23 protein-coding genes are annotated in these 25,966 nt (G+C 71.3%); 8 read left to right on the top strand and 15 right to left on the bottom strand.

What is annotated here, in order from left to right; genetic code table 11:
• Positions 1-269: 269 nt before the first annotated feature.
• Positions 270-2,078 (bottom strand): ABC-F family ATP-binding cassette domain-containing protein, encoded by a 1,809-nt coding sequence (locus ACWC0C_RS02250; protein WP_450860954.1) that lies wholly within the window; start codon positions 2,076-2,078, stop codon positions 270-272.
• Positions 2,079-2,236: 158 nt separating this feature from the next.
• Between ACWC0C_RS02250 and ACWC0C_RS02245 the strand changes: the two genes are divergently transcribed.
• Positions 2,237-2,827: a Uma2 family endonuclease gene (locus ACWC0C_RS02245; RefSeq protein ID WP_450860952.1), complete on the top strand. Its 591-nt coding sequence runs from the start codon at positions 2,237-2,239 to the stop codon at positions 2,825-2,827.
• 11 nt (positions 2,828-2,838) lie between these two features.
• On the opposite strand, the gene ACWC0C_RS02240 is transcribed toward ACWC0C_RS02245, so the two are convergent.
• The 6 genes from ACWC0C_RS02240 to rsmI form a co-directional block, all read right to left on the bottom strand.
• Positions 2,839-3,732 (bottom strand): 4-(cytidine 5'-diphospho)-2-C-methyl-D-erythritol kinase, encoded by an 894-nt coding sequence (locus ACWC0C_RS02240; protein ID WP_450860950.1) that lies wholly within the window; start codon positions 3,730-3,732, stop codon positions 2,839-2,841.
• Positions 3,729-4,598 carry a 16S rRNA (adenine(1518)-N(6)/adenine(1519)-N(6))-dimethyltransferase RsmA gene (gene rsmA, locus ACWC0C_RS02235; RefSeq protein ID WP_449197369.1) on the bottom strand — a complete coding sequence of 290 codons (870 nt, stop codon included), beginning with the start codon at positions 4,596-4,598 and terminating at the stop codon, positions 3,729-3,731. Before rsmA ends, ACWC0C_RS02240 begins: the two co-directional genes overlap by 4 nt.
• 159 nt (positions 4,599-4,757) lie before the next feature.
• Complete coding sequence (locus tag ACWC0C_RS02230) at positions 4,758-6,254, bottom strand: ubiquitin-like domain-containing protein (RefSeq protein WP_450860948.1); 1,497 nt, start codon at positions 6,252-6,254, stop codon at positions 4,758-4,760.
• Positions 6,255-6,401: 147 nt separating this feature from the next.
• On the bottom strand, positions 6,402-7,298 hold the full coding sequence (locus ACWC0C_RS02225; protein WP_449197367.1) for a TatD family hydrolase: 897 nt from the start codon (positions 7,296-7,298) through the stop codon (positions 6,402-6,404).
• Between the two features lie 47 nt (positions 7,299-7,345).
• Positions 7,346-7,747, bottom strand: a complete 402-nt coding sequence (locus tag ACWC0C_RS02220) for a hypothetical protein (RefSeq protein WP_449197366.1) — start codon at positions 7,745-7,747, stop codon at positions 7,346-7,348.
• A gap of 280 nt (positions 7,748-8,027) precedes the next feature.
• Positions 8,028-8,876 carry a 16S rRNA (cytidine(1402)-2'-O)-methyltransferase gene (rsmI, locus tag ACWC0C_RS02215; protein WP_449197365.1) on the bottom strand — a complete coding sequence of 283 codons (849 nt, stop codon included), beginning with the start codon at positions 8,874-8,876 and terminating at the stop codon, positions 8,028-8,030.
• A gap of 147 nt (positions 8,877-9,023) precedes the next feature.
• Between rsmI and ACWC0C_RS02210 the strand changes: the two genes are divergently transcribed.
• From ACWC0C_RS02210 to ACWC0C_RS02200, 3 genes are all read left to right on the top strand, one after another.
• The gene (locus ACWC0C_RS02210; RefSeq protein ID WP_450860945.1) at positions 9,024-10,772 is read left to right on the top strand and encodes a dolichyl-phosphate-mannose--protein mannosyltransferase; all 1,749 of its coding nucleotides are present in this window, start codon (positions 9,024-9,026) and stop codon (positions 10,770-10,772) included.
• A gap of 79 nt (positions 10,773-10,851) precedes the next feature.
• Positions 10,852-11,583, top strand: coding sequence for a glycosyltransferase family 2 protein (locus ACWC0C_RS02205; protein WP_450860944.1), 732 nt, complete (start codon positions 10,852-10,854; stop codon positions 11,581-11,583).
• A 181-nt stretch (positions 11,584-11,764) separates the two neighbouring features.
• Entirely contained in the window at positions 11,765-13,435 is a 1,671-nt protein-coding gene (locus tag ACWC0C_RS02200) for a penicillin-binding transpeptidase domain-containing protein (protein WP_450860942.1), read from the top strand.
• Positions 13,436-13,451: 16 nt separating this feature from the next.
• Here the strand turns inward: ACWC0C_RS02200 and ACWC0C_RS02195 are convergent, their stop codons facing one another.
• Positions 13,452-13,790, bottom strand: a complete 339-nt coding sequence (locus tag ACWC0C_RS02195) for an SsgA family sporulation/cell division regulator (protein WP_449197361.1) — start codon at positions 13,788-13,790, stop codon at positions 13,452-13,454.
• Positions 13,791-13,981: 191 nt separating this feature from the next.
• Between ACWC0C_RS02195 and ACWC0C_RS02190 the strand changes: the two genes are divergently transcribed.
• The 3 genes from ACWC0C_RS02190 (at position 13,982) to ACWC0C_RS02180 (ending at position 16,254) form a co-directional block, all read left to right on the top strand.
• Positions 13,982-14,446: a MarR family winged helix-turn-helix transcriptional regulator gene (locus ACWC0C_RS02190; protein WP_450860940.1), complete on the top strand. Its 465-nt coding sequence runs from the start codon at positions 13,982-13,984 to the stop codon at positions 14,444-14,446.
• Between the two features lie 117 nt (positions 14,447-14,563).
• Complete coding sequence (locus tag ACWC0C_RS02185) at positions 14,564-15,010, top strand: organic hydroperoxide resistance protein (protein ID WP_449197359.1); 447 nt, start codon at positions 14,564-14,566, stop codon at positions 15,008-15,010.
• A gap of 83 nt (positions 15,011-15,093) precedes the next feature.
• Positions 15,094-16,254, top strand: a complete 1,161-nt coding sequence (locus ACWC0C_RS02180; protein ID WP_449197358.1) for a serine hydrolase domain-containing protein — start codon at positions 15,094-15,096, stop codon at positions 16,252-16,254.
• Here ACWC0C_RS02180 and ACWC0C_RS02175 read toward each other — a convergent pair.
• The 6 genes from ACWC0C_RS02175 to ACWC0C_RS02150 form a co-directional block, all read right to left on the bottom strand.
• Positions 16,244-16,519, bottom strand: a complete 276-nt coding sequence (locus tag ACWC0C_RS02175; RefSeq protein WP_449197357.1) for a DUF1876 domain-containing protein — start codon at positions 16,517-16,519, stop codon at positions 16,244-16,246. The two genes, ACWC0C_RS02180 and ACWC0C_RS02175, sit on opposite strands and share 11 nt — an antisense overlap.
• Positions 16,520-16,575: 56 nt before the next feature.
• Positions 16,576-17,472: an NAD(P)-dependent oxidoreductase gene (locus ACWC0C_RS02170; RefSeq protein WP_450860938.1), complete on the bottom strand. Its 897-nt coding sequence runs from the start codon at positions 17,470-17,472 to the stop codon at positions 16,576-16,578.
• A 63-nt stretch (positions 17,473-17,535) separates the two neighbouring features.
• The gene (locus tag ACWC0C_RS02165) at positions 17,536-18,381 is read right to left on the bottom strand and encodes an EamA family transporter (RefSeq protein ID WP_450860936.1); all 846 of its coding nucleotides are present in this window, start codon (positions 18,379-18,381) and stop codon (positions 17,536-17,538) included.
• Positions 18,378-18,893 (bottom strand): YbaK/EbsC family protein, encoded by a 516-nt coding sequence (locus ACWC0C_RS02160; protein WP_450860935.1) that lies wholly within the window; start codon positions 18,891-18,893, stop codon positions 18,378-18,380. The genes ACWC0C_RS02165 and ACWC0C_RS02160 overlap by 4 nt, the downstream gene beginning before the upstream one ends.
• A gap of 144 nt (positions 18,894-19,037) precedes the next feature.
• Positions 19,038-21,263, bottom strand: a complete 2,226-nt coding sequence (locus ACWC0C_RS02155; protein WP_449197354.1) for an MMPL family transporter — start codon at positions 21,261-21,263, stop codon at positions 19,038-19,040.
• Between the two features lie 109 nt (positions 21,264-21,372).
• On the bottom strand, positions 21,373-21,975 hold the full coding sequence (locus ACWC0C_RS02150) for a TetR/AcrR family transcriptional regulator (protein ID WP_449197353.1): 603 nt from the start codon (positions 21,973-21,975) through the stop codon (positions 21,373-21,375).
• Positions 21,976-22,130: 155 nt separating this feature from the next.
• Between ACWC0C_RS02150 and ACWC0C_RS02145 the strand changes: the two genes are divergently transcribed.
• Positions 22,131-25,490 (top strand): S41 family peptidase, encoded by a 3,360-nt coding sequence (locus ACWC0C_RS02145; RefSeq protein ID WP_450860932.1) that lies wholly within the window; start codon positions 22,131-22,133, stop codon positions 25,488-25,490.
• Between the two features lie 174 nt (positions 25,491-25,664).
• On the opposite strand, the gene ACWC0C_RS02140 is transcribed toward ACWC0C_RS02145, so the two are convergent.
• Positions 25,665-25,946, bottom strand: coding sequence for a hypothetical protein (locus ACWC0C_RS02140; protein ID WP_450860931.1), 282 nt, complete (start codon positions 25,944-25,946; stop codon positions 25,665-25,667).
• Positions 25,947-25,966: the final 20 nt, after the last annotated feature.

Here is a 25,966-nt window from a genome sequence, read left to right as displayed (position 1 = left end):
CGCTCTTCCCCCTCGTTCACTGATTTTTAGCCACGCCCTGAGGTACTTGACGGACCCTGGGTCGTTACTCAGACAGTTCTCAGACGGCCCTTTCTATCACCCGGTACCGACAGCACACGGGCTCGGTTCCGCCGCTGTTCCCAAGGGACGACCGGCCCGTGATACCGCCGTTACGCGCCTTCACGCCCCCTTCACGCGGCGCACGCAACAGCCCCGCGCGCGGCTTGATTTCAGCCGCGCGCGGCGAGCACCTTCACGTCGCGTGTCCGCTACGCGTCTTCCGCCAGTTCCAGCCAGCGCAGTTCCAGTTCCTCGCGTTCCGCGGCGAGGTCGCGCAACTGGGCGTCCAGGTCGGCGACCTTCGCGAAGTCGGTGGCGTTCTCGGCGATCTGGGCGTGCAGCTTGGACTCCTTCTCGGAGACCTTGTCCAACTGGCGCTCGATCTTCTGGAGTTCCTTCTTGGCCGCGCGCTGGTCGGCGGCGCTCTTCTCCGCGGTGGCCGGCTTGGGCGCCGCGGCGGCGGCCTGTGCGGCGACCGCCTCCTCCATGCTCCGGCGCCGCTCCAGGTACTCGTCGATGCCGCGCGGCAGCATCCGCAGGGTGCCGTCGCCGAGGAGGGCGAAGACGCGGTCCGTCGTACGCTCCACGAAGAACCGGTCGTGGGAGATGACGATCATCGAGCCGGGCCAGCCGTCGAGGACGTCTTCGAGCTGGGTGAGGGTCTCGATGTCGAGGTCGTTGGTGGGCTCGTCGAGGAAGAGGACGTTGGGCTCGTCCATGAGGAGGCGCAGGAGCTGCAGGCGGCGCCGTTCACCACCCGACAGGTCCCCCACCGGCGTCCACTGCTTCTCCTTGTTGAAGCCGAACGTCTCGCACAGCTGCCCGGCGGTCATCTCGCGCCCCTTGCCGAGGTCGACGCGCTCGCGGACCTGCTGCACGGCCTCCAGGACCCGCCAGGTGGGGTCGAGTTCGGCGACCTCCTGGGAGAGGTAGGCGAGCTTGACGGTCCTGCCGACGGTGACGCTCCCACCGGCGGGCTGCGCCTCCCCCTCGGTCCGCGCCGCCTCGGCCATCGCCCGCAGCAGGGAGGTCTTGCCGGCGCCGTTCACGCCGACGAGACCGATCCGGTCACCGGGCCCGAGCTGCCAGGTGACGTGCTTGAGCAGCACCTTCGGTCCGGCCTGCACGGTGACGTCTTCCAGGTCGAAGACGGTCTTGCCGAGCCGGGAGGAGGCGAACTTCATCAGCTCGCTGCTGTCCCGGGGCGGCGGCACGTCCGCGATCAGCTCGTTGGCGGCCTCGACCCGGAAGCGCGGCTTGGACGTACGCGCGGGGGCGCCGCGCCGCAGCCAGGCCAGCTCCTTGCGGATCAGGTTCTGCCGCTTGGCCTCTTCGGTGGCGGCGATCCGCTCGCGCTCGGCACGGGCGAAGACGTAGTCGGAGTAGCCGCCCTCGTACTCGTACACGTCGCCGCGCTGCACGTCCCACATGCGGGTGCAGACCTGGTCGAGGAACCACCGGTCGTGCGTCACGCACACCAGCGCCGAGCGCCGGCTTTGCAGGTGCTTGGCGAGCCAGGCGATGCCCTCGACGTCGAGGTGGTTGGTGGGCTCGTCCAGGACGATCAGGTCCTGTTCCTCGATGAGCAGCTTGGCGAGCGCGATACGGCGCCGCTCGCCACCGGACAGCGGTCCGATGACGGTGTCCAGACCCTTGGGGAACCCGGGCAGGTCCAGCCCCCCGAACAGCCCGGTCAGGACATCCCTCACCTTGGCGTTTCCGGCCCACTCGTGGTCGGCCATGTCGCCGATGACCTCGTGGCGGACGGTGGCGGCGGGGTCGAGGGAGTCGTGCTGCGTGAGCACGCCGATCCGCAGCCCGCCGGAGTGGGTGACCCGCCCGGTGTCGGCCTCCTCCAGCTTGGCGAGCATCCGGATGAGGGTGGTCTTGCCGTCGCCGTTGCGCCCGACGACCCCGATCCGGTCCCCTTCCGACACGCCGAGCGAAACGCCGTCCAGCAGGGCACGGGTGCCGTACACCTTGCTGACGTTCTCGACATTGACCAGGTTGACGGCCATTTCACTCCTGTGCGCGGGGGTGGGTCAGCCTTCTAGCGTAGGGCCTGCGGGGGTGAGGGCGGGGCGCGAGGAGGTTGTCACTCTTTGTGATGACGTGATCGGGAAACGGCCGCTACGGTGGGAAGGCAGGCCGCAGGATCCCGTCCATGGGAGGAACTATGACTGCCGAGCACGCTGAGCAGGCCGGATGGCGGATGCCCCCGCTGGACGGCTATACCGTCGACGACTTGCTCACCTTGCCGGATCTCCCGCCGCACACAGAGCTGATCGACGGGAGCTTGGTCCTTGTGAGCCCGCAGCGCTATTTCCACTTCGCCACGATTGACCTGCTGGTGAGTGGCCTGCGCCGAACTGTGCCGTCCGATCTGAAGGTCGCACGTGAGATGACGGTGGTGCTGGACCGACGCAACGGCCCCGAGCCCGACATCTCCGTGATCAAGGCCGCCGCGAAGAAGGGACCGGCGCAGACGTACTTCGAGGGGAATGACGTGGTGCTCGCCGTAGAGGTCATCTCCCCGGAGTCCGAGGCCCGCGACCGGCTCACCAAGACGCACAAGTACGCCGCGGCGGGCATCCAGCACTACTGGCTTGTCGAGATGAGCGGGCCCAACGACCATCCCGTCGTCGAGGTGTTCGAACTCTCGGCGGACACGGGCGCGTACCGCTCGGCCGGAACCTATCGGGACCGCATCAAGGTCGACAAGCCGTACTCCATCGACATCGACCTGACGGAGATCGACGAACTCTGAGCCCCTGCCCCTCAGACCACCGTCGCCCCCGCCACCGCCCCCACCGCCACCCGCACCGCCCTGCACGTCCCCGACGCCCGCAGGGCCTGAGCCACCTTCTCCGCCGACTCGGCATCCCGGGCGAGGAACGCCGTCGTAGGCCCGGACCCGGAGACCAGCGCGGCGAGCGCGCCCGCCCCGCGCCCCGCCTCCAGCGTGTCCGCCAGTTCCGGGAACAGGGACAGCGCCGCAGGCTGAAGGTCGTTGGAGACGGAAGCCGCCAGCGCCTCCGCGTCCCCCTTCGCCAGGGCCTCCAGCAGCTCCGCCGAGGCCACCGGCTCCGGAATCTCCCGTCCCTGAGCCAGCCGGTCGAACTCCCGGAAGACCGCCGGGGTCGACAGCCCCCGCTCGGCCATCGCGAACACCCAGTGGAAGGTGCCGCCGGTCTCCAGGACCGTCAGCTGCTCCCCGCGCCCGACCCCCAGAGCCGCCCCGCCGACCAGGCTGAACGGCACATCGCTGCCCAACTCGGCGCAGATGGCGAGCAACTCGGCCCGGGAAGCACCCGTACCCCACAGCGCATTGCAGGCCAGCAGCGCGCCCGCGCCGTCCGCGCTGCCGCCCGCCATACCGCCGGCGACCGGGATGTCCTTGGCGATGTGGATGTGGACGTTGGGCTCGATGCCCCGGCGCCCGGCGAGGGCGATGGCCGCGCGCGCGGCGAGGTTGGTGTCGTCCAGGGGGACCTGGTCGGCGTCCGGGCCCTCGCAGGTGATCCGGAGTTCCTCCGCGGGGGTCACCGTCACCTCGTCGTAGAGGCCGACGGCGAGGAAGACGTTGGCGAGGTCGTGGAACCCGTCGGGGCGGGCGGCGCCCACCGCGAGCTGGACGTTGACCTTGGCCGGGACCCGTACCGTGACGCTCACTCGCCGCTCTCCTTGTGTTCCGCGATCCGCGCGAACTCCTCCACCGTCAGCGACTCCCCGCGCGCCTGCGGCGAGACCCCGGCGGCGACCAGGGCCGCCTCGGCGGCAGCGGCGGACCCGGCCCAGCCGGCGAGGGCGGCCCGCAGGGTCTTGCGGCGCTGGGCGAACGCCGCGTCGATCACCGCGAAGACCTCCCGCTTGGAGGCCGTCGTCTTGATCGGCTCGGCCCGCCGCACGAGGGAGACCAGCCCGCTGTCGACGTTGGGCGCGGGCCAGAAGACGTTGCGGCCGATGGCCCCGGCCCGCTTCACCTCGGCGTACCAGTTGGCCTTCACCGACGGCACGCCGTACACCTTGTTGCCGGGCGCGGCGGCGAGCCGGTCGGCGACCTCGGACTGCACCATGACGAGGGTGCGTTCGATGCTCGGGAAGGTGTCGAGCATGTGCAGCAGGACGGGTACGGCGACGTTGTAGGGGAGGTTCGCCACCAGCGCCGTCGGCGGGGGGCCGGGCAGTTCGGTGACGTGCATCGCGTCGGAGTGGACGAGCGCGAACCGGTCGGCGCGCGCCGGCATGCGCGCCCCGACGGTCGCGGGGAGGGCGGCGGCGAGTACGTCGTCGATCTCGACGGCGGTCACCCGGTCGGCGACCTCCAGCAGCGCGAGGGTGAGGGAGCCGAGCCCCGGGCCGACCTCGACGACCACGTCGTCGGGGCGGACCTCGGCGGTGCGCACGATACGGCGGACCGTGTTGGCGTCGATCACGAAGTTCTGGCCGCGCTGCTTGGTGGGGCGGACACCGAGCGCTGCCGCCAGCTCGCGGATGTCGGCCGGGCCGAGGAGGGCGTCGGGGGTGGGGCTGCTCACGGGACAAGGGTACGGGGGTCTGCCCGACGGGATTGCCAGGCACCCGATGCCGGGGCTGTATCGACATGCGGCTCGGCCGCGCGGGCGCGATCAGCCACCACGCACCCGCACTCGGCCGGCCCGCACCCGGGCGGCGAACCCCCCGCGACCGCCGCGCCCTCAGCCCCGCAGCCGCGTCCCGCAATGCGGCCAAGGCGTCGCACCCTGGCGCACGTACAGCTTCTTCGCGCGGAAGGTCTGTTCCTCCGCCGGTGCGTCCTGGGGGCGGCCGGCGCCGCCGAGGCTGTGCCAGGTGCGGGAGTCGAACTGGTAGAGCCCGCCGTACGTGCCGGAGGGGTCGACCGCGTGCGCGCGGCCGCCGGACTCGCAGGCGGCGAGGCCGCGCCAGTTCAGGTGGTCGGCGCCGTCCACGGACTTCGGCAGCGGCTTGGTACCCACCTTCACGACCTGTTTGCGCGGCTTGCGCACCACCTCGGAGGTCTCCCGGCGCGGCTTCTCCCGGACCCCGTTGACGATGCGCAGGAGGTAGGTGTCGCGGCGCAGTCCGGGCTGCCCGGGCTGGGCGACGACCTCGGTGCCCTGGAAGAGGGTGGGGTCCTGGGTGCGCTCGACCGCGAACGGGATCTGTTCCTCGCGCACCTCCTGGGTGCCGCTGATCCGCAGCACGGTCACCGTCTGCCCGTCGCGCGGGAAGCTGTCGGGCGGGACGGAGGTGGTGTCCTGGCCGTGCAGGCCGATGCCGGCCTCCTCGACGGCCTCGCGGACGGTGGCCGCGTTGGTGCGGATGGTCCGGGTCCGGCCGTCGGCCATGACCGTGACGGCACGCTCGGTGCGCACGTCGAGCGCGAGCCCGGCGCGTCCGATGCTCTGGGAGCGCGAGGCGGACAGATACGCGCCCTCCGCGCGCACCCCCAGCTCGTCCAGCGCTCCTGCCACCGTGCGCGCCGTCGTCCACACCTGGCGCCGCTGGCCGTCCAGAGTGAGCCGGACGGGGCGCCCGTAGCGCACGGCGACCGTGTCTCCGCTGCCGAGCGCCGTGCCGCGGGCGGGCGCGACCATGTCGTGCGCCCCGACCGGCACGCCCTGCTCGGCGAGCAGCTCGCGCACATCGTCGGCGAAGGTGTGCAGGGTGCGCTGCTTGCCGTCGACGGTCAGCTCGATCGCCTTGTCCTTGGCGACGAACGCGGTGGTACCACCGGCCAGGAAGGCCACGACCAGCGCCTGCGGCAGCAGGCGGCGCACCGCGGACTCCGGGCGCTCGGCGCAGCGGGCCCTGCGCCGACGCGCGGCCCGCCCGCCCGCACCGGGGGGCGCCTCGCCGTCGAAGGCCCCCACTTCGTCCAGCACACCCCCGAGGTCCAGTGCATTCTCCTCGTCCAGCGCGCCCCAGCCGTCCAGCGCGCCCTCCGGGCCCACCGCGTCGCCGGGCTCCGCCGTGCTCCGGCCCTGTCGGGGCAGCACCGGATCGGTGACGAAGTACGCCTGTGCCTCGTAGGCGGGCCGGTAGGTGTCCTCGTACAGCCCGTACGGCAGGGTCTCCGCGGTGTGCACGGAGGTGTCGGGGCCGTACGGCCCGTACGACTGGTACGGCTGGTAGGGGCCGTACGGCTGGTATGGGCCGTAGGTCTCGAACGTCTCGTACTGCGGTTTGCTCACGCCGACACGCTCCAGATGTGCCAGAGGGGTCCGGATCGGGCCCCCAGAACCTAGCGGAGCGGTCGTGACTCTCCAAAGCGACGCGACTACGCACTGTTGCCCGTCGAGTGTGCGCCCAGTGCTCGAACAGCAGGCCCAGTGGCGGACTCAGTAGCCGAAGGCGCGGGCGGTGTTGGCGGCCAGGGCCGTCGCCAGCACGTCCTCGTCGACGCCGCGCACGGCGGCCATCGCACGGACCGTGACCGGGACGAGATACGGCGCGTTGGGCCGGCCACGGTAGGGAGCCGGGGTCAGGAAGGGCGCGTCGGTCTCCACGAGGACCAGCTCCAGTGGGGCGACGGCGAGGGCGTCCCGCAGGTTCTGGGCGTTCTTGAAGGTGACGTTGCCGGCGAAGGACATGTAGTAGCCCTCGCGGGCGCAGATCTCCGCCATCTCGGCGTCGCCGGAGTAGCAGTGGAAGACGGTGCGCTCGGGGGCGCCCTCCTCCTTCAGCACGCGCAGGACGTCGGCGTGCGCCTCCCGGTCGTGGATGACGAGCGCTTTGCCGTGCCGCTTGGCGATCTCGATGTGGGCGCGGAAGGACCGCTCCTGGGCCGCCTTGCCCTCCGGGCCGGTGCGGAAGTAGTCGAGCCCCGTCTCGCCGACGCCCTTCACCTGGGGCAGCCCGGCGAGCCGGTCGATCTCGGCGAGCGCCGTGTCCAGCGCCGCGTCGCCGCCCGGCTCCCGGGCGCCCTGCCGGGACCAGCCGTCGGGGTCGCCGTGCACGATGCGCGGGGCCTCGTTGGGGTGGAGGGCGACGGCGGCGTGGACGCTGTCGTACGCGGCGGCGATCTCGGCGGCCCACTGCGAGCCCTTGATGTCGCAGCCGACCTGGACGACGGTCGTCACCCCCACCGACGCGGCCTTCGCGAGGCCCTCCTCGACCGTGCCGGACTGCATGTCGAGGTGGGTGTGCGAGTCGGCGACCGGAACCCGCAGCGGCGCCGGAAGCGGCGGTGCGGCGTTCTTGTCGCCCTTGGCGGTCGGGCCGGCGTTCGAAGGCATGCCCCGATCCTACGAAAGGGGCATGCCTTTCCGGGCTGGTGATCCGCTCAGCCGGCCTTGCGGTGGAAGGGGTGGAGGAGATCCGACAGGTGCCAGTGGTGCGGCTCCTTGGGCTGCCCGGCCACCTCGGGCGCCTCGACCGGGCCGGCCTGCGGCACGGTGTGGTGCCGCTCCGCGGCGCCGCGCACCGACGAGACCTGCCCCGCGCGCATGATCCGCACGACGTGGCCGTCGCAGTTCTGGCAGCTGGGCCGGCTCAGCGGCGACGGCACGACCTGGCCGTCGGCCACGTACAGCACGAACTCCTGCCCGTCGGCGTCCGTGTGGTGCTCTATCTCGTACGACTGCTCCCAGCCGTGCCCGCATCGCATGCAGGCGAAGGAATACGACTCGTGAACGACGGCTGTGGCCGTACCGCGGAGGCCGGTGTGCCCTGCGATCTCACTCATGCCAGCTCCTCTTGTCCGCTGGACAAGCGCCCCTCGACGGGGGCGCCTCTTCAACCAGTGGACGCCTTCACCAGCACGAACGCACCAGGGCTGTCGAGTGTTGGAGGCGATTTGAGCCTTCCTTGCAGAAAAGGCCCCGATCGGCCCCGTTTCCCTTTGCCATCGGCGACAGCCCTTTGCCGTCCCATGGCCCACCCGCTCACAAGAGAACGCCCCTGCTCAGAGTGGGTTTATGCAGCGCCCCCGAAGGGGCGCGGGGAACCGCGCGAACAAGCCCCCGTCACTCACCCACACGCTTCGCGGCGACAACCGCGTCGAAAACGACCCGCTTCGGCACCCCGGCCTCCACGGCCACCGCCGCGATCGCCTCCTTGCGCCGCTCCCCCGCCTCCTCACGCACGCGTACCCGCCGCACGAGCTCCTGCGCGTCCAGTTCCTCCGGCCCGCTCTCCGGCGCCCCCTCGACCACCACGGTGATCTCCCCGCGCACGCCCTCCGCGGCCCACTGCGCCAGCTCGGCCAGCGGGCCGCGCCGTACCTCCTCGTACGTCTTGGTCAGCTCCCGGCAGACGGCGGCCCGCCGGTCCGCGCCGAAGACCTCGGCCATGGCGGCGAGGGTGTCGTCGAGCCGGTGCGGGGCCTCGAAGTACACGAGCGTGCGCCGCTCGGCCGCGACCTCCCGCAGCCGCGACAGCCGCTCGCCCGCCTTGCGCGGCAGGAAGCCCTCGAAGCAGAACCGGTCGACGGGCAGCCCGGACAGCGCGAGCGCGGTGAGCACGGCGGACGGCCCCGGTACGGCGGTGACCCGGACGTCCTGCGCCACGGCGGCCGCGACCAGCCGGTAGCCCGGGTCGGAGACGGACGGCATCCCGGCGTCCGTCACGAGCAGCACGCGCGCGCCGCCGAGCAGCTCCTCGACCAGCTCCGGCGTACGAGCGGACTCGTTGCCCTCGAAGTACGACACCACGCGGCCCTTGGGCGTGACGCCGAGGGCCTGGGTGAGCCGGCGCAGCCGCCGGGTGTCCTCGGCGGCGACCACGTCGGCGCCGGCCAGCTCCTCGGCCAGCCGGGGCGGCGCGTCCGCGATGTCGCCGATGGGGGTACCTGCCAGGACAAGGGTTCCAGTCACGGTCCCATCCTCGCAGGAACCACTGACAGCCCGGTCGGCGATCCCCGGCGGGCGGCCGGGCCCGGAGGTCCACGGGAAACGACCGCATCCGGACCGGTACCCCCCATGCACGGGACTCGCACAGAACGGTTCCCTACCATGGCGCGGGTGACCAGTACCGCGTCCTCCATGGACCTCCGGCAGGGCCAGGCGCCGCACGACCGGCGGCCGTCCTGGCAGCAGCGGCTGCGCAGATTCGGGTACGTACCGGCCCAGGACGCCCCCTCGGGCGACGTACGCGACCGGCTGGTGCCCCCGTACACCGAGCCGAGCCCCCGGCTGTGGCAGGCGCTCGGCGTGCCGCCGGTCCTGGCCGAGCGGATCACCCGCTGGTCGGGCTGGGGCGGTCCGCTGCTGGTGACGCTGATGGCGGGCCTGATGCGGTTCTGGAACCTGGGCAGCCCGCGCGCGGTGATATTCGACGAGACGTACTACGCCAAGGACGCCTGGGCGCTCGTCCACCGCGGTTTCGAGGTCAACTGGGACAAGAACGCCAACGACCTGGTGCTGCAGAGGCACGGCCATCTCGCGATCCCTACGGACGCGTCGTACGTCGTGCATCCGCCGGTCGGCAAGTACGTCATCGGGCTCGGCGAGCTGATCTTCGGCTTCGACCCGTTCGGCTGGCGGTTCATGACCGCGCTGCTGGGCACGCTGAGCGTGCTGCTGCTGTGCCGGATCGGGCGCCGGATGTTCCGTTCCACGTTCCTCGGCTGCCTCGCGGGCACGCTGATGGCGCTGGACGGGCTGCACTTCGTGATGAGCCGGACCTCGCTGCTCGACGGCGTGCTGATGTTCTTCGTGGTGGCCGCGTTCGGCTGTCTGATCATCGACCGGGACCGGGCGCGGGAGAAGCTGGCCGCGGCCCTGCCCGCCGACTCCGACGGCCGGGTCCGCCCGGACGCGCGCGTGGCCGACACGTTCCGCTTCGGGCTGCGCCCCTGGCGCTGGGCGGCCGGGCTGATGCTGGGCCTGGCCATCGGCACGAAGTGGAACGGCCTCTACATCCTGGCCGCGTTCTGTGTGATGGCTGTCCTGTGGGACGTGGGCGCGCGCAGGACGGCCGGCGCCCACCAGCCGTACGCGGCGGCCCTGAAGTACGACACGGGCCTCGCCTTCCTGGCGACGGTCCCGGTGGCGATCGCCGTCTACCTGCTCTCCTGGACCGGCTGGATCCTCTCCCCGACCGACGGCACCGGCGGCTACTTCCGCAACTGGGCGGCCACCGACGGCAAGGGCGGCAGCTGGACCTTCCTGCCGGACTGGCTGCGCAGCCTGTGGCACTACGAGCACGAGGTGTACGAGTTCCACGTCGGCCTGACCTCGCCGCACACCTACCAGTCCAACCCGTGGAGCTGGATCGTGCTGGGCCGCCCGGTGTCGTACTTCTACGAGTCCCCGAACCCCGGCGCCGACGGCTGCCCTTCGGACGCCGGCCAGAAGTGCGCCCGTGAGGTGCTGGCGATCGGCACTCCGCTGCTGTGGTGGGCGGCCTGTTTCGCGATCCTGTACGTGCTGTGGCGGTGGGCGTTCCGCCGCGACTGGCGCGCCGGCGCCATCGCGTGCGGGATCGCGGCCGGTTATCTGCCCTGGTTCATGTACCAGGAGCGGACCATCTTCCTCTTCTACGCGGTCGTCTTCCTGCCGTTCCTGTGCCTGGCGGTGGCGATGATGATCGGCGCGATCATCGGCCCACCGGGCTCCTCCGACACCCGCCGGGTGGTCGGCGCCTCGACGGCGGGCGTCCTGGTGCTGCTGATCGCCTGGAACTTCATCTACTTCTGGCCGCTTTACACCGGTACGGCCATCCCGATCGACTCCTGGCGCTCGCGGATGTGGCTGGACACCTGGGTTTAGCGCACCGAATGTAAATCCCTGGCCATTGGTTCATGTAATGATCACAGAGAGCACATCCGTCTCTGGCAGGACCCATTGCATGCGAACCATCAGCGTCATCACCGCCGTACACAACGGCGGCCACCACTTCATCCGTGACGCCTATGAATCCCTGCGCGAACAAAAGCTCCCCGACGACTGGCAATGGGAATGGTGCGTGCAAGAGGACGGCACCTCGGGTATCCCCGCGAACAGTCTGCCCAGTGACCCCAGGGTCACATTCGGGACAGGACTGCAAGCGCGCATAGCGGTGACGCGTACACACGCCCTCGCGCGCGCGACAGGAGACCTGATCCGGACGCTGGACGCAGACGATGTCCTGCTACCGGGCGCGCTGGAGAGGGACATCGAGACCCTGGAACGCGTTCCGTGGTGCGTATCCGCCTGCATCGACCTCCACGAGGACGGGAGCACCGCACCGGGTCCTTACGACCCTCCGGGCGGCCTCTTGGAGCCGGCCCGCTTCTACCGCGAGGTGCGGGAGCACCGTCTGTCCGTTCAGGCGACCACATTCGCGGCTCACCGTCGCCTGGTACTCGCGCTGGGCGGCTGGCAGGCACTGTCCGGAGCCGAGACGGTTGCTCTGCTCCTTGCCGCGGAAGCCGTGGCGCCCGGAGAGTTCATAGCGGAGCCGAGCGTCCTTTATCGCAAGCACCCCAACCAGACGACCGCATCGAATCACTACTGGGAACCGACTGAAGCGGCCACTCGGATCGACGCGCTCATGCAACGCGCCGGTGCCCTCCGGGAGTCGGGCTGGAAATGGCGGTAGGTACGCGGCCTTATGGACGGCGTGGCCGTCCGGGGTCCAGAAGGGCGGGCCGATTGTCGCAAGCTTGCTACGGATTGACCGCCGACATCACCCTCCAAGGTGGGGACCTTAAGGTGAGTGCCGTCGTTGGGGAGTGTGAGGGCTACGGGGACCCCGGGGAAGGCACGGAGGAACTGAGGCTGTGGGCAAGAGAAGGCGCGTCGCCGAGCGACGCAGGACGGCCCGACCCGCCGTACTCGGCGGGCTGATCGCCGTGGTCGTCGGCGGCGCCGGCTTCGGCGTCTACGCCCTGACCGGCGGCGGGGCGGCGGCCGAAGAGCCGGCGTCCGGCACAGCCGACCACAAGGCCGTCAAGACCGGCCCGCTCAGCGCCGCCGAGGTCCGCACGGCTTCCACCCGTTTCCTCACCGCGTGGCAGCAGGGCAGGCTCACCGAGGCGGCCGCCGCCACCGACGACACGTCCGCCGCCGCCAAGCTCCTCACCGGCTACGCCAAGGACGCCCACCTGAAGGGCGTCACACTCACCGCCGGCACGCCCACGGGCGCGAAGGTGCCGTTCTCCGTCAAGGCGACGGTGTCGTACCAGAAGCTCAGCAAGCCGCTGGCGTACGGCAGTTCGCTCACCGTCGTACGGCGGGCGAGCGACGGCAAGCCGCTGGTCGACTGGCACTCCGCCGTCGTCCACCCGGACCTGAAGGACGGCGACACGCTCGTCACCGGCGAGTCCGGCACCCCGCCGGTCAAGGCGCTGGACCGGGACGGCGGCGAGCTGACGGCCGCCAAGTACCCGTCCCTGGGCGCGGTGTTGGACGGGCTGCGGGAGAAGTACGGCAAGACGGCGGGCGGCAAGGCCGGCATCGAGCTGCGGGTGGTGCGCGGCGAGGCCTCGCAGAAGGCCAAGCTGTCCGACAAGACGCTCGTGGAGCTGAGCAAGGGCACGCCGGGCACGGTGAAGACGACGCTCAGCCCCACCGTGCAGGCCGCGGCCGAGCAGCAGGTCGGCAAGCGGTCGCGGGCCTCCGTGGTGGTCGTACGGCCCTCGACCGGCGAGATCCTCGCGGTCGCCAACAGCGAGCACGGCTTCAACGTCGCCTTCCAGGGCTCCCTCGCACCCGGCTCCACGATGAAGATCGTGACGTCGACCATGCTGTTCGAGAAGAAGCTCGTCACCCCGGACGCCTCGCACCCCTGCCCCAAGACGTACAAGCTGGCCGGCTGGACGTTCCACAACGACGGCGACTCCGAGATCAAGAAGGGCACGTTCAAGCAGAGCTTCGGGGCCTCCTGCAACAACGCCTTCATCGACTTCGCGCCGAAGCTGTCCGACAGCGACCTGACGAAGGAGGCCCAGCAGGTCTACGGCCTCGGCATGGACAACTGGGCCATCGGCGTCCCCTCGTTCGACGGCTCCGTCCCGGTGCAGAGCGGCGCGCAGATGGGCGCGTCGCTGATCGGGCAGGGCGGGGTGCGCATGAACCCGCTGAACATGGCGTCCGTGGCGGCGACGGTGGAGTCCGGCGTCTTCCACCAGCCGTACCTGGTGTCCCCCTCGGTGGACGACCGCACGCTGGCCAAGGCCGCGCGCGCCATGTCGTCGAACACGCGGTCCCAGCTGAAGGACGTCATGCGGTTCACGGCGGACTACGGCACGGCCGCCAAGGCGATGGCGGGCATGAGCGGGGACTACGGCGCCAAGACGGGCTCCGCCGAGGTCGACGGGCAGAAGAAGCCCAACGGCTGGTTCACCGCCTACAAGGGCGACCTCGCCGCCGCGGGCGTGGTCCAGGCGGGCGGCCACGGCGGCGACACCGCCGGACCGATCGTGGCGGCCCTGCTCAAGATGGGCGGCTGATCAGTTCCGTATCGGATCAGTTCCGTATCGGATCCGCCGTATAGGTCTGGCGCAGGAATCTCAGCAGCGCCTTCGAGTCGAACTGGACCACCTCGACACCGTTGTCGGAGTGGAACTCGACGACGGCCTGCACGCGGCCGCACGGCCACACCCGTACCGCGCCGCTCTCGGCCGGTGCCCGCAGTCCCCGCTCCAGCAGCGCGCGCGAGAAGGTCCACTCGTGGGGGCCGGGCAGGCCCACCCGGACGGACCGTGGATCGGAGTCGGGGTCGTACCGCAGCACCACCGGTACGGCCCCCGGGTCCTCCTCGTCCGTGACGATATGGGCGCGCGCGTACTGCTCGACCACAGACATCGGACCGCCCTTTCACCCTGCGTGACTCATGCGAAAGCTGTGCATCCGCTTCTTCCCAATGTCGCACATTTTCCTGTTGGCGCCCTTTTGAGCGGGATGCCTCACGGGACGTACGCACCCGCATCGGCTGGAGCCGCCGTTCGGCTTCTACCCGCGCTCGGCGACTCAGGCACGTCCGTGACAATGGGCACGTGACGAACGAGGACCCCGCCGTGGAGGGCTCGCTGCTGCTGGACGACCAGCTGTGCTTCGCGCTGTACGCCGCACAGCGCGCCGTGACCGCCGCATACCGTCCACTTCTGGACGACCTCGGGCTCACCTATCCGCAGTACCTCGTGCTGCTGGTGCTGTGGGAGCGCGGCGAGACCAGCGTGAAGGAACTGGCGCGTGCCCTGCGCCTGGACTACGGCACCGTCTCGCCGCTGCTGAAGCGGCTGGAGGGGGCGGGTCTGGTGCGCAGGGAGCGCGCGGCGGGTGACGAGCGCTCGGTGCTCGTCACGTGCACCGGGCGCGGGGAAGAACTCCGTGAGCGCGCGGCGCGCATACCCGGCGCACTTCTCACCACGACGGGCCTCGGGGCGCAGGAGGTCGCGCGGTTGCGCGAGGAGTTGTGGAAGCTGACCGACCGCGCCGCCACGGCTGCCGACCGGCGCTGATCCTCACTGATCTGCCCTTACCCACGGTTGCCACCCCCGACTGCCGCCTGCTGACCTACCGGCCAGTACCTTGTGCACGATGTACTTGTGCGCCACTTGTTCCGGGGGAGACCGGCCATGACCGAGGACACCGCTGTCGACACCCGTCCGACGAAGATCATGTACGTCGCCGAGGCCACCGCCCATGGCGGCCGCGACGGCTATGTCACCAGCCAGGACGGCCAACTCGAACTGAAGGTCGCGATGCCTCCGGAGCTGGGCGGCGACGGCAACGGCACCAACCCGGAACAGTTGTTCGCGGCTGGCTACAGCTCCTGCTTCCACAATGCGCTGATCCTGGTCGGCAACCGCGCGGGCTACGACCTGACCGGATCCACGGTGGCCGCCAAGGTCGGCATCGGCCCGAACAAGCACCGCGGCTACGGTCTCGCGGTCGCCCTCAGCGTCTCCCTGCCGGTGCTGGACCCGGACCTGGCGGCTCGGCTGGTGGACGCCGCGCACGAGGTCTGCCCCTACTCCAACGCGACGCGCGGCAACATCGATGTAACGATCCTGCTGGGCTGATCCCACCGAGGAATCACAGGCGCACAGCCGGTGTTGCGCACACTGTCGCAGGCGATGGGACAGTGATCGAAAGGACGGCGGGCGTGGACGTGAACGGCACAGTGGCCGAGGGCTTCGAGCCGGTCAGGGAGGCGTTCGCAGCGAACTTCGCCCTGCTCGGGGAACGCGGCGCGGCCGTCGCCGTGTACCGGGACGGCCGCAAGGTCGTCGACCTCCGGGGCGGCACCAAGGACGTGGACGGGGAGGCCCCCTGGGAACCCGGGACCGCGCAGATCATGCGCTCCGCGACCAAGGGCGTCGCCGCCGCCGCGCTGCTGCTCCTGCACCAGCGCGGCGAGCTGGACCTGGACGCCCCGGTCGGCACGTACTGGCCCGAGTACAAGGCCGCGGGCAAGGAGCGCACCCTGGTCCGGCAGCTGCTCGCACACCGCGCGGGCGTACCCGTGCTGGACCGTCCGCTGACCCCCGCCGAGGCCGCCGACCCCGACCTGGGCGCCGCGGCCGTCGCCGCGCAGGCGCCGGTGTGGGAGCCGGGCACCGACCACGGCTACCACGCCCAGACCTACAGCTGGCTCACCGGCGAGCTGATCCGGCGCGTCACCGGTCGCCCCGTCGGCGCATGGATAGCGGACGAGATCACCGGCCCCGTCGGCGCGGACCTGTGGCTCGGTCTGCCGGAGTCGGAGCACGCGCGCGTGGGCCGCGTCGGCCCGGCCGAGGCACCCGAAGCGGTGGGCGGGTTGAGGACCCGCCCCAAGCGTGCGGTGGCCGAGGCCTATGCCGACCCGGACTCGCTGACCCGGCGCGCGTTCGCCGCGATCACCCCGCTCCCCGACGAGAACGACCCCGCCTACCGCGCGGCCGCCCTGCCCGCCTCCAACGGCATCGCCACCGCCGACGGGCTGGCCCGCTTCTACGCCTCGCTCATCGGCGAGGTGGACGGCGGCACCCGGCTGTTCACCCCGGAGACGACGGAACTCGCCCGCGCCGAGCAGTCCGCCGGACCGGACCGGGTCCTGGTGGTCGGCACCCGGTTCGGCCTGGGCTACATGCTGCACGGCGCGGCGTCCCCGCTGCTCTCCCCCGGCTCCTTCGGCCACCCGGGCCGGGGCGGCGCCCTCGGGTTCGCCGACCCGGAGACCGGCATCGCCTTCGGCTATGTCACCAACGGCTTCCGCAAGAGCGTGACGGCGGACCCGAGGGCGCAGGCGCTGGTACGGGCGGTGCGCGCCGTCACACGTTGATCGTGTGCGAGGTCCGTCCGGACGCCGCGTCGATCTCGTCGTGTGCCTTGGTCAGCAGTTGCATGGCCAGTTCGTTGAGGGCACGTGCGCCGGCGATCTCCTCGCCCACCCGGGGCTGGTTGGCGTCGACGCGGTGCCGGGTGGCCTGGCCGTGCGCCCGTACCTCGGAACCGTCCGGCAAGCGCACCAGGGCCGCCGCCTTCGTGTGCTGATCGTCCTCCTTGAACTCCAGCTCGACATGCCATCCGACAGCGGTGTGCATCATGACGATCACCTCCGAAAACCCGCTGCTTCCAGGGTGCGCCCCGGTACCCCGGCCCGTCATGTCGACACCTCGCCCTCGTCGTCGAAGCTGGCGAAGTACGCGGCGGCCATGTCCTCGTCGGCGTGGCCCTGGGCGGCGGCACGCGCGAACCGTTCCGCGGCCGCTTCGGCGACGTCCAGCCGTACGCCGCCACGTTCTCCGGCGCGCACGATGAGGCGGGCGTCCTTCTCGGCGGTGGCCACCGCGAACGACGCCGGGGACAGCTTGCCGTCGAGCACCAGGGCGGCCTTGGCCCGCAGATAGCCCATGTCGAGGGGACCGCCCTCGACGAGGGCGAAGAAGTCCTGCGGATCCACGCCGAGGGCCCGGGAGAGGGCGAGGACCTCACCGGTCGCCGCGGTGGCGGCGAGCACCCAGCTGTTGGCGACCAGCTTCAGCCGGCTGGCGCTGCCCGCGCCGCCGTCGTTCCCGGTCCACATGGTCTTCGCGCCGACCGCGTCGAAGACCGGCGCGACCGTCTCCCGCCCCTCCTCCGGCCCGGCGGCCAGCACGGTCAGCCGGCCGGCATCGGCGGGCTCCCTGGTACCGAGGACGGGGGCGTCGTAGAAGACGAGCCCGTGCTCGCCGGCGAAGGCGGCCAGGTCGGTGAGCAGCTCGATCCCGGCGGTGGTGCACTGCGCCCACACCGTGCCGGGTCGCAGGGCCGGCCCGGCCTCGCGCATGACGTCCAGCACGGTGTTGCCGTCGTACAGCATCGTCAGGACGACGTCGGCGCCCTCGACGGCCTCCGCCGGGGTGTCGGCGATCCGTGCACCGTCGGCGGCCAGCGGCTCGGCCTTCTCACGCGTACGGTTCCACGCGCGCACCTCCAGCCCGGCGCGGCAGAGGTTCCGGGCCATCGCGGCCCCCATGATGCCGGTGCCCAGCACGCTCACGGTCGGCTTGTCGGTCATTGACGGCTCCCTGTCGCCCGGTTGCTGCCCGATACGCTTCCCGCCCTCTTCGTAACGCCCGCGCTACCCCGCGTGCAACATCAACCCGATCCCCACCACCAGCAGCCCGGCCGCCGCGATCCTCGGCGCGCCGAACCGCTCCTTGAAGACCACCGCGCCGATCGCGGCACCGACGATGATCGAGGATTCCCGCAGGGCGGCGATCGGGGCCAGTTCGGCGCGGGTCTGGGCCCACAGGACCAGGGCGTACGCGGCGACGGACAGGGCGGCGCCGAGCAGGCCGAGGGCGGCGTAGGGGCGGAGCAGCCGGACGGTGTCGGCACGCGTGCGTGCGTACATGTAGGCCGGGATGACGACTCCCTGGATGGCCATGAGCCAGGCGATGTACCCGAGCGGTGAGTGCGCGGCCCGTACGCCCAGGCCGTCGATCAGCGTGTACACCGCGATCGTCAGCCCGGTCGCGAGGGCCGCGCCGATCGCGGCCCAGTCGGGCCGGCGTCCGCGCAGCCCCCACAGGCTGACGCCCATGAGTCCCACACAGGACACGGCGATCCCGGCCAGCGCCCAGCCACCGGGCACCTCATGCGCGAACACGGCGGCCAGCACGGTGACCACGAGGGGCGCGCTGCCGCGTGCGATGGGGTAGGCCTGACCGAAGTCGCCGAGCCGGAAGGAGGTCATCAGCAGGGCGTAGTAGGCGATGTGGACCACCGCCGAGGCCAGCAGGTACGGCCAGGCGGGCGCCGCCGGGAACGCCGTGAACGGCGCGATCGCCAGCCCGATCAGCACCCCGCCGCCGGATATCAGGGTGAAGCCGACCAGCTTGTCGGTGATCCGGTGGGCGATGGCGTTCCAGCTGGCGTGGGTCACCGCGGCGAGCAGGACGGCGGCCGTGACGAGCGGCGTCACGCGGTGTGCTCGCGCACGTCCACCAGGTCGGCACCGGCATGGGCCACGAGCGCCTTGGGCTCGATCGGGAAGACGGTGTGCGGCGTGCCGGCGGCCGCCCAGACCACGTCGTGGGTGAGCAGCGAGCGGTCGGCGAGGACACGCGTGCGCGTGCGGTGCCCGAAGGGCGGGACGCCGCCGATGGCGTACCCGGTGGTCTCGCGTACGACACCGGCGTCGGCCCGGGTGACCTCACCGGCGCCCAGTTCCTCCCGCACCCGCGCGACGTCCACGCGCGAGGACCCGTCCATGAGGACGAGCACCGGTACCCCGTCGGCGGCGAAGACCAGCGACTTGCAGATCTGGCTGAGCTCGCACCCGATGGCCGCGGCGGCCTCGGCGGCGGTCCGGGTGGCCTCCGGGAACCGCCTGGTCCGGGCGAGCACATCGGCGAGGCCGAGCGCGCGCAGGGCGTCGGCGAAACGGGGGTGGGCTCCGGGGTCGTCGGCGTCAGTGGCGGCTGTCGTCGTCATGCCGGGCACGCTACGCCATCGCCCGAGCCCAGCTCACGGGGTTTTCCAGGCACGGCGAACGACGGAGGAAGAGAAGGCCGGTGAGGGTGCGGCCCCGTCCCCACGGGCACCCTCACCGGCCGGTCCGGTGTCAGCGGCGGTACGTCAGGCCCGTACCAGCTCCCTCTCCTCGTCGGGGTCGGCGTCCTTGCGGCCCGCGTCGGCCCGGGTGCGCAGGCCCTCGCCCTCGACGTCGACGTTGGGCAGCGCCCGGTCGAGCCACTTCGGCAGCCACCAGGCCCGCTTGCCGAGCAGGGCGAGCACCGCCGGGACGATGGCCATGCGGACGATGAACGCGTCGAAGAAGACGGCGATCGCGAGGCCGAAGCCGATCATCTTGACCATCGAGTCGCTGGAGCCCATGAAGCCGGAGAAGACGGCGATCATGATGACGGCGGCGGCCGTGACGACCCGTGCGCCGTACTTGAAGCCGGTGACCACGGCCTGGCTGGGCTTCTCGCCGTGGACGTACGCCTCCCGCATCCGGGTGACGAGGAAGACCTCGTAGTCCATCGCGAGGCCGAAGACGACGCCCACCATGAAGATCGGCATCATCGACATGACCGGGCCGGTCTGCTCGACGTCCATCAGGCCGGACAGCCAGCCCCACTGGAAGACCGCGACCACCGCGCCGAGCGCCGCGAGCACGCTGAGCAGGAAGCCGAGGGCCGCCTTCAGCGGGACGAGCACCGAGCGGAAGACCACGATCAGCAGCAGGAACGCGAGGCCCACCACCAGCGCCAGATAGGGCAGGAGCGCGTCGTTCAGCTTCTGCGAGACGTCGATGTTCATCGCCGTCGAGCCGGTGACCAGGACCTTGGAGTCCGTGTTCCGGGCGATGTCCGCGCCCTTGTCGCGGATGGTCTGCACCAGGTCCTTCGTCGTCTGCGAGGACGGCTTGGACTTGGGTACGACGGTGATCGTCGCGGTGTCACCCGCCTTGTTGGGCATAGCCGGGGTGACCGTGACGACGTCCTTCAGGCCCTTGATCTCATCGCCGACCTCGGTGAACGCCTTCGTGGGGTGCTCGCTGCCCTTGGCGTCGACCACGACCATCAGCGGGCCGTTGAAGCCCGGACCGAAGCCCTCGGAGAGGAGGTCGTAGGCGCGGCGCTGGGTGGTGGAGGTCGGCTGGGAGCCGTCGTCGGGCAGGCCCAGCTCCAGGGAGGTGGCCGGGAGCGCCGCCGCGCCGAGGCCGAGCACGCCCAGCAGGAGGACGGCGACCGGGCGTCGCACGACGAAGCTCGCCCAGCGGGTGCCCATGTTGGGGCGGCCGGGCTCGCGGGGCGTACGGCCGCCGCCCAGCAGCTTGCTCTTCTGGCCGGCCGGCTTGACCCTGCGGCCCGCGTAGCCGAGCAGCGCCGGGATCATCGTCAGCGCGATCAGGACGGCGATGGCGACCGTGCCCGCCGCCGCGATGCCCATCTTCGTCAGCATCGGGATGTTGACGACCGACAGGCCGACCAGGGCGATGACGACGGTGAGGCCGGCGAAGACCACCGCAGAGCCCGCGGTGCCGACGGCCCGGCCGACGGCCTCCTCGCGCTCGCGCCCCTCGGCCAGCTCGGCCCGGTAGCGGGAGACGATGAAGAGGGCGTAGTCGATGCCGACGGCCAGGCCGATCATCGACGCCAGGGTGGAGGTCGTGGAGCCGAGGTCCAGGGTGCTGGCGAGCGCGGTGATCGTGGAGACGCCGATGCCGACGCCGATGATCGCGGTGAGCAGCGGGAATCCGGCCGCGAGCAGCGAGCCGAAGGTGATGACGAGGACGACGGCGGCGATCGCGATGCCGATGACCTCGCTGGAGCCGGTCTCGGGGGTCGCGTTCAGCGCGTCACCGCCGACCTCGACGGTCAGCCCGGCGTCCCGCGCGTGCTGTGCGGCCTCCTTCAGGGCGTCCTTGGAGGAGTCCTTCAGCTCCATGCCGGAGACCTTGTACTTCACCGAGGCGTAGGCGATCCGGCCGTTCTTGCTGACGGCGTGCCCGGCGTAGGGGTCGGCGACGGAGGTGACCTCGGAGCCGCTCTTCAGCTCCTTGACGGTCTTCTCGACGGCCGACTTGTTGCCGGCGTCGGTCATCTTCTCGCCGCCGGGCGCCTTGAAGACGATCCGCGCAGTGGCGCCGTCGGCGCTCATGCCGGGGAAGCGCTGGTCCAGCAGGTCGAAGGCCTTCTGCGCCTCGGTGCCGGGGATCGAGAAGGAGGTGTTGCCGGCGACCGGCGCGGAGGCGGCGCCCACCCCGGCGAGGGTGAGCAGCGCGACCCATATGAGGGCGACGAAGTGCCGTCGCCGGAAGGCGAGACGGCCGAGTTTGTACAGAAACGTGGCCACGGAGGCGTACTCCCGGTCAGGTCGTGGGGTTCATCAGGGCAGGGGTGATCAGCCCGACGACGTGAGCGGTGACGTCAGGTGGTGGGCTTACTCGGGGATCGGAAGGAGATCAGCTGGTGGGAACACCGAGGGCGGGGAGGACCACGGCGTCGATGTACGAAGTGAGGAAGTCCTGCGTGGGCGGTTGGTCGTCCAGCAGGGCCCGGGTGGCGAAGCCGCCGACCATCATGTGCAGCAGGAAGTCGAGCGCCGGGCAGTCCGCACGGACCTCGCCCCGGTCGACCGCCCGCTGCAGGACCTGCCGGAACCCGCCCATCTCGGGGTCGACGATCTGCTCCCGGAACGCCTGGCGCAGATCGTCGTTGTGGTGCATGGCCATGGCGACGCCCCGCATCAGCGCGGAGTTCCGCTCCATGGTGCAGTCGTCCTCCAGCGCCACGAGGGCGTGCAGGTCGCCGCGGAGCGAACCGGTGTCGATCTCCTCGAGGTGACCGCGCTTGCCGTGCCGCAGGGCCTTGACGACCAGCTGGGCCTTGCCGCCCCACTGGCGGTAGAGCGTGGCCTTGCTGGACCGGGTGCGGGCGGCGACGGCGTCCATGGTGAGGGCGTCGTAGCCGACCTCGCGGAGCAGGTCGAGCACGGCCTCGTACAGCTCGGCCTCACGCTCGGGCGTGATCCGGCTGCGACGTGCCGTTGAGACGACTTCGGTCATGCCACTCACCTTCCCACTCCCGGAGTTCCTGCTTCGTACCACCATGAAGATACCTCCGGAGCGTACGAAACGAAACCGTTTCGTACGTGTCTTGGGTCACGGTCGTGAGTGCCGCATAAGTTGCTGGGCCCCACCGGGCGGAAAAGCATGGGGAGGTGAGCTATCTGCGCCTTCCCCACCTCAGCGGCGACCTGCTGTGCTTCGTGGCCGAGGACGACCTCTGGCTGGCCCCCCTCGACGCCCCGGGCCGGGCCTGGCGGCTCACGGCGGACCGCACGAAGGCCGGGCCCCCGCGTTTCTCGCCCGACGGCCGCCAGATCGCCTACACGAACTGGCACAGCCTCGAACCCGAGATCCACCTCGTCGGCGTCGACGGCGGTCCCGAGCGGCAGCTGACGTACTGGGGCAGTTCGGATACACAGGTCTGCGGCTGGACGCCCCCCGAAGAGGACGGGAGGAGCCACATCCTGGCGGTCGCCTCCCACGGCCAGCCCTTCTCCTACTTCACCTGGGCCTACAAGGTGTCCACCGACGGCGACCCGGGCCGCAAGCTGCCCTGGGGCCCGGTCGCCGACATCCAGGTCGCCGATGTCGCCGGCGAGCACAAGACCCTCCTGCTCACCGGAACCCCGCCGCACGAACCGGCCTCGTGGAAGCGCTACCGGGGCGGCGCCATGGGCCGGCTCTGGCTGCACGGGCGGCAACTCGTGCCCGGCATCGGCGGCCATCTGCACTGCCCCATGTTCGTCGCCGGCCGGATCGCCTTCCTCTCCGACCACGAGGGCGTCGGCAACCTCTACTCCTGCGCCCACGACGGCACCGACCTGCGCCGCCACACCGACCACGACGCCTTCTACGCCCGGCACGCCTCCAGCGACGGCACGCGGGTGGTCTACCAGTGCGCGGGCGACCTGTGGCTGGTGGACGACCTCTCCCCGGACGCCGTACCGCGCAAGCTGGACATCCGCCTCGGCGGGCCGGCCAACGGGCGCCGCCGCTACCAGGTGCCGGCCGCGCAGAACGTCGACGGCATCTCCGTGGACGACACCGGCCGGGCCAGCGCCGTCGTCGTACGCGGCAGCCTGTACTGGCTCACCCACCGCGACGGCCCCGCCCGTACGATCGCCGACACGCCCGGTGAGCGAGTACGGCTGCCGGAGATGCTGGGCACGACCGGCCAGGTCGCGTACGTCACCGACGCGGAGGGCGAGGACGCCGTCGAGATCGCCCAGCTGCCCCGCGCGACCGGCGACCGAGCGCCGCGCCGGCTGGCCTCCGGCGCACTGGGCCGCGTCCTGGAGATGGCCTGCGATCCGGAGGGTGAACGGCTGGCGGTCGCCTCGCACGACGGACGGTTGCTGCTGATCGACGTGGCGGAGGAGGAGGCCACGGGCACGGAGACCGGGGAGGGCGGCGAGGGCGGCGAGGGTTCCGGGAGTTCCGAAGAGACCGGAGAGACCGGAGATGGCGGCGCTGGAGACGCGGGCGGTGCGGGGGAACGCGTCACCGAGCTGATCCGCTCCATCAACGGCCCGGTCCGCGACCTCGCCTTCTCCCCGGACGGCGCCTGGCTCACCTGGTCCCACCCCGGCATCGGCCGCTCGCTGCGCCAGATCAAGCTGGCCCGCATCAAGGACCGGCTGATCGTGGACGTGACCAACGGCCGCTTCGAGGACGAGAACCCCGTCTTCACCCGGGACGGCCGCTATCTCGCCTTCCTCTCCTGGCGCGGCTTCGACCCGGTGTACGACGTCCACACCGGCGACCTGTCCTTCCCGCTCGGCTGCCGCCCGTACCTCGTCCCGCTGAACTCGGCGACCCCCTCCCCCTTCGCCCTGAACCCCGAGGGCCGTCCGGCGGCCGGCGGGCTCGACCCCGTCGAGGAGGAGGAGACGGGCGAGGCCGGCACGGTGACCGTGGAGGTGGAGGGCCTGGCGATGCGGGTCACGCCGTTCCCGGTGATCGCCTCCAAGTACTCCGCGCTGCGCCCCGTCGCCGGCGGCGGACTGGTCTGGCTGCGCTGGCCGATCTCCGGCGCGCTCGGCGAGACCTTCGTCAACCCGGCCGACATCAGCGGCCGCCCGACCCTGGAGTACTTCAGCCTCACCAAGGCGAAGAAGTCCGAACTGGTCGACCACCTGGACTGGTTCGCGGTCAGCGGCGACGGCACCCGGCTGGTCGTCGTGGACGAGGGCGACCTGCGCGCGGTGCCCTCCACGGAGATGGGCGACAGCGACACGACCGTCTGGATCGACCTGCGCCGCCTCCTGCACGTGGTCGACCCGCCCGCCGAGTGGCGCCAGGCCTACGACGAGGCCGGCCGGCTCATCCGCGCCTACTTCTGGGACCCCGGCATGTGCGGCATCGACTGGGACGCGGTGCTCGACCAGTACCGCCCGCTCGTCGACCGGGTCGCCTCCCCCGACGAGTTCGCGGACCTCCTGCGCGAAGTGCTCGGCGAACTCGGCACCTCGCACGCCTACGTCACCGCCGCCCGGCGCAACGAGGGCCCGCCGCACTACCAGCGCTGGCAGGGCCTCCTCGGCGCCAACTTCGTGCACCGGGAGGCGGGGTGGATGATCAAACGCATCCTGCCCGGCGACTCCTCCGACTCCAAGGCCCGCTCACCGCTGGCCGGCACGGGCATCCGCGAGGGCGCCGTCCTCACCCACGTCGACGGCCGCCCGGTCGATCCGGTGACCGGCCCGTTCCCGCTCCTCGCCGGCTCCGGGGGCACGACCGTGGAGCTGACGTTCACCCCGCCGGAAGGGGAGCCGGGCCCGGCCCGCCGGGTGGCCGTCGTCCCGCTCGTCGACGAACGGCCGCTGCGCTACCAGGACTGGGTAGCCAAACGCCGTGCGGTCGTACGGGAGCTGAGCGGCGGCAAGTGCGGCTATCTGCACATCCCCGACATGGGCGGCTCCGGCTGGGCCCAGTTCAACCGCGATCTGCGCATGGAGGTGTCCCGGCCCGCGCTGATCGTGGACGTGCGCGGCAACGCGGGCGGCCACATCAGCGAACTCGTCATCGAGAAGCTGACCCGGACGATCCTGGGCTGGGATCTGACGCGGGACGCGCAGCCGGTGTCGTACACCTCGAACGCGCCGAGGGGCCCGGTCGTGGCCCTCGCCGACGAGGCGACGTCGTCGGACGGCGACATGATCACGGCCGCCTTCAAGCTGCTGAAACTCGGCCCGGTGGTCGGCCAGCGCACCTGGGGCGGTGTGGTGGGCATGACCGGCCGCCACCGGCTGGGCGACGGCACGGTCATCACGGTCCCGATGAACGCGGCCTGGTTCGACGCCTACGGCTGGTCCGTGGAGAACCACGGCGTAGCCCCCGACCTGGAGATCATGCGCACCCCCCTGGACTGGGCCGAGGGCCGCCACGCCCAACTGGACGACGCGGTCCAACTGGCCCTGGAACTGCTGGAGTCCACCCCGGCAGCCATCCCGCCCGACTACAGCGAGGCCCCCAACCGATCCCGCCCGAAGCTCCCCCCACGGTCCAGCTGAACAAGGGGCACGTGTTGAACAAGGGGCACGTGGTGAAGGGGCGCGGGGAACTGCGCGACAAGCCACAACGCACCCGCACCCGAAAACGCACCCCACCACCCCCAAACCAAGCGCAGGGCACCCTCCACAAAGAAGGGCGCCCCACGCCAAACCGGCCAAAGCCGAGCGCAGCGACTACGCGTCGTAGTTACGGCCGAAGCGGTCTTCCATCTCCTGCTCCGTGTCCTCGATGTCGCGCATGTTCGGGCGACCGCGCTCGGACTGCGGCTTCTGACCCTGCTGACCGCGCTGCGGCTGACCCTGCTGACCACGCTGCTGCTGGCCCTGCTTGCCCTGCTGGCCACGCTGCGGCTGACCCTGCTGGCCACGCTGCTGCTGACCGCGCTGGCCCGGCTTCTCCTTGCCCTGCTGCTGCCACTCGCCGGCCTTGTCCTGGAACTGGTCCTTCATACCCATGTGGGTTCACTCCTGTGGTG

The sequence above is a fragment of the Streptomyces sp. NPDC001709 genome (assembly GCF_053596375.1).
Note: the sequence above shows the minus strand (reverse complement) of the source record. Positions and strands in the feature narration are given on the sequence as shown.

Excerpts from the sequence above, each read along its gene's own strand:
- ACWC0C_RS02170 (WP_450860938.1), bottom strand. The coding sequence starts at position 17,472 with ATGACCGACAAGCCGACCGTGAGCGTGCTGGGCACCGGCATCATGGGG.
- ACWC0C_RS02205 (WP_450860944.1), top strand. The coding sequence starts at position 10,852 with ATGCGAACCATCAGCGTCATCACCGCCGTACACAACGGCGGCCACCAC.
- ACWC0C_RS02150 (WP_449197353.1), bottom strand. The coding sequence starts at position 21,975 with ATGACCGAAGTCGTCTCAACGGCACGTCGCAGCCGGATCACGCCCGAG.
- ACWC0C_RS02220 (WP_449197366.1), bottom strand. The coding sequence starts at position 7,747 with ATGAGTGAGATCGCAGGGCACACCGGCCTCCGCGGTACGGCCACAGCC.
- ACWC0C_RS02250 (WP_450860954.1), bottom strand. The coding sequence starts at position 2,078 with ATGGCCGTCAACCTGGTCAATGTCGAGAACGTCAGCAAGGTGTACGGC.
- ACWC0C_RS02140 (WP_450860931.1), bottom strand. The coding sequence starts at position 25,946 with ATGGGTATGAAGGACCAGTTCCAGGACAAGGCCGGCGAGTGGCAGCAG.
- ACWC0C_RS02185 (WP_449197359.1), top strand. The coding sequence starts at position 14,564 with ATGACCGAGGACACCGCTGTCGACACCCGTCCGACGAAGATCATGTAC.
- ACWC0C_RS02245 (WP_450860952.1), top strand. The coding sequence starts at position 2,237 with ATGACTGCCGAGCACGCTGAGCAGGCCGGATGGCGGATGCCCCCGCTG.
- ACWC0C_RS02225 (WP_449197367.1), bottom strand. The coding sequence starts at position 7,298 with ATGCCTTCGAACGCCGGCCCGACCGCCAAGGGCGACAAGAACGCCGCA.
- ACWC0C_RS02160 (WP_450860935.1), bottom strand. The coding sequence starts at position 18,893 with ATGACGACGACAGCCGCCACTGACGCCGACGACCCCGGAGCCCACCCC.
- ACWC0C_RS02175 (WP_449197357.1), bottom strand. The coding sequence starts at position 16,519 with ATGATGCACACCGCTGTCGGATGGCATGTCGAGCTGGAGTTCAAGGAG.
- ACWC0C_RS02195 (WP_449197361.1), bottom strand. The coding sequence starts at position 13,790 with ATGTCTGTGGTCGAGCAGTACGCGCGCGCCCATATCGTCACGGACGAG.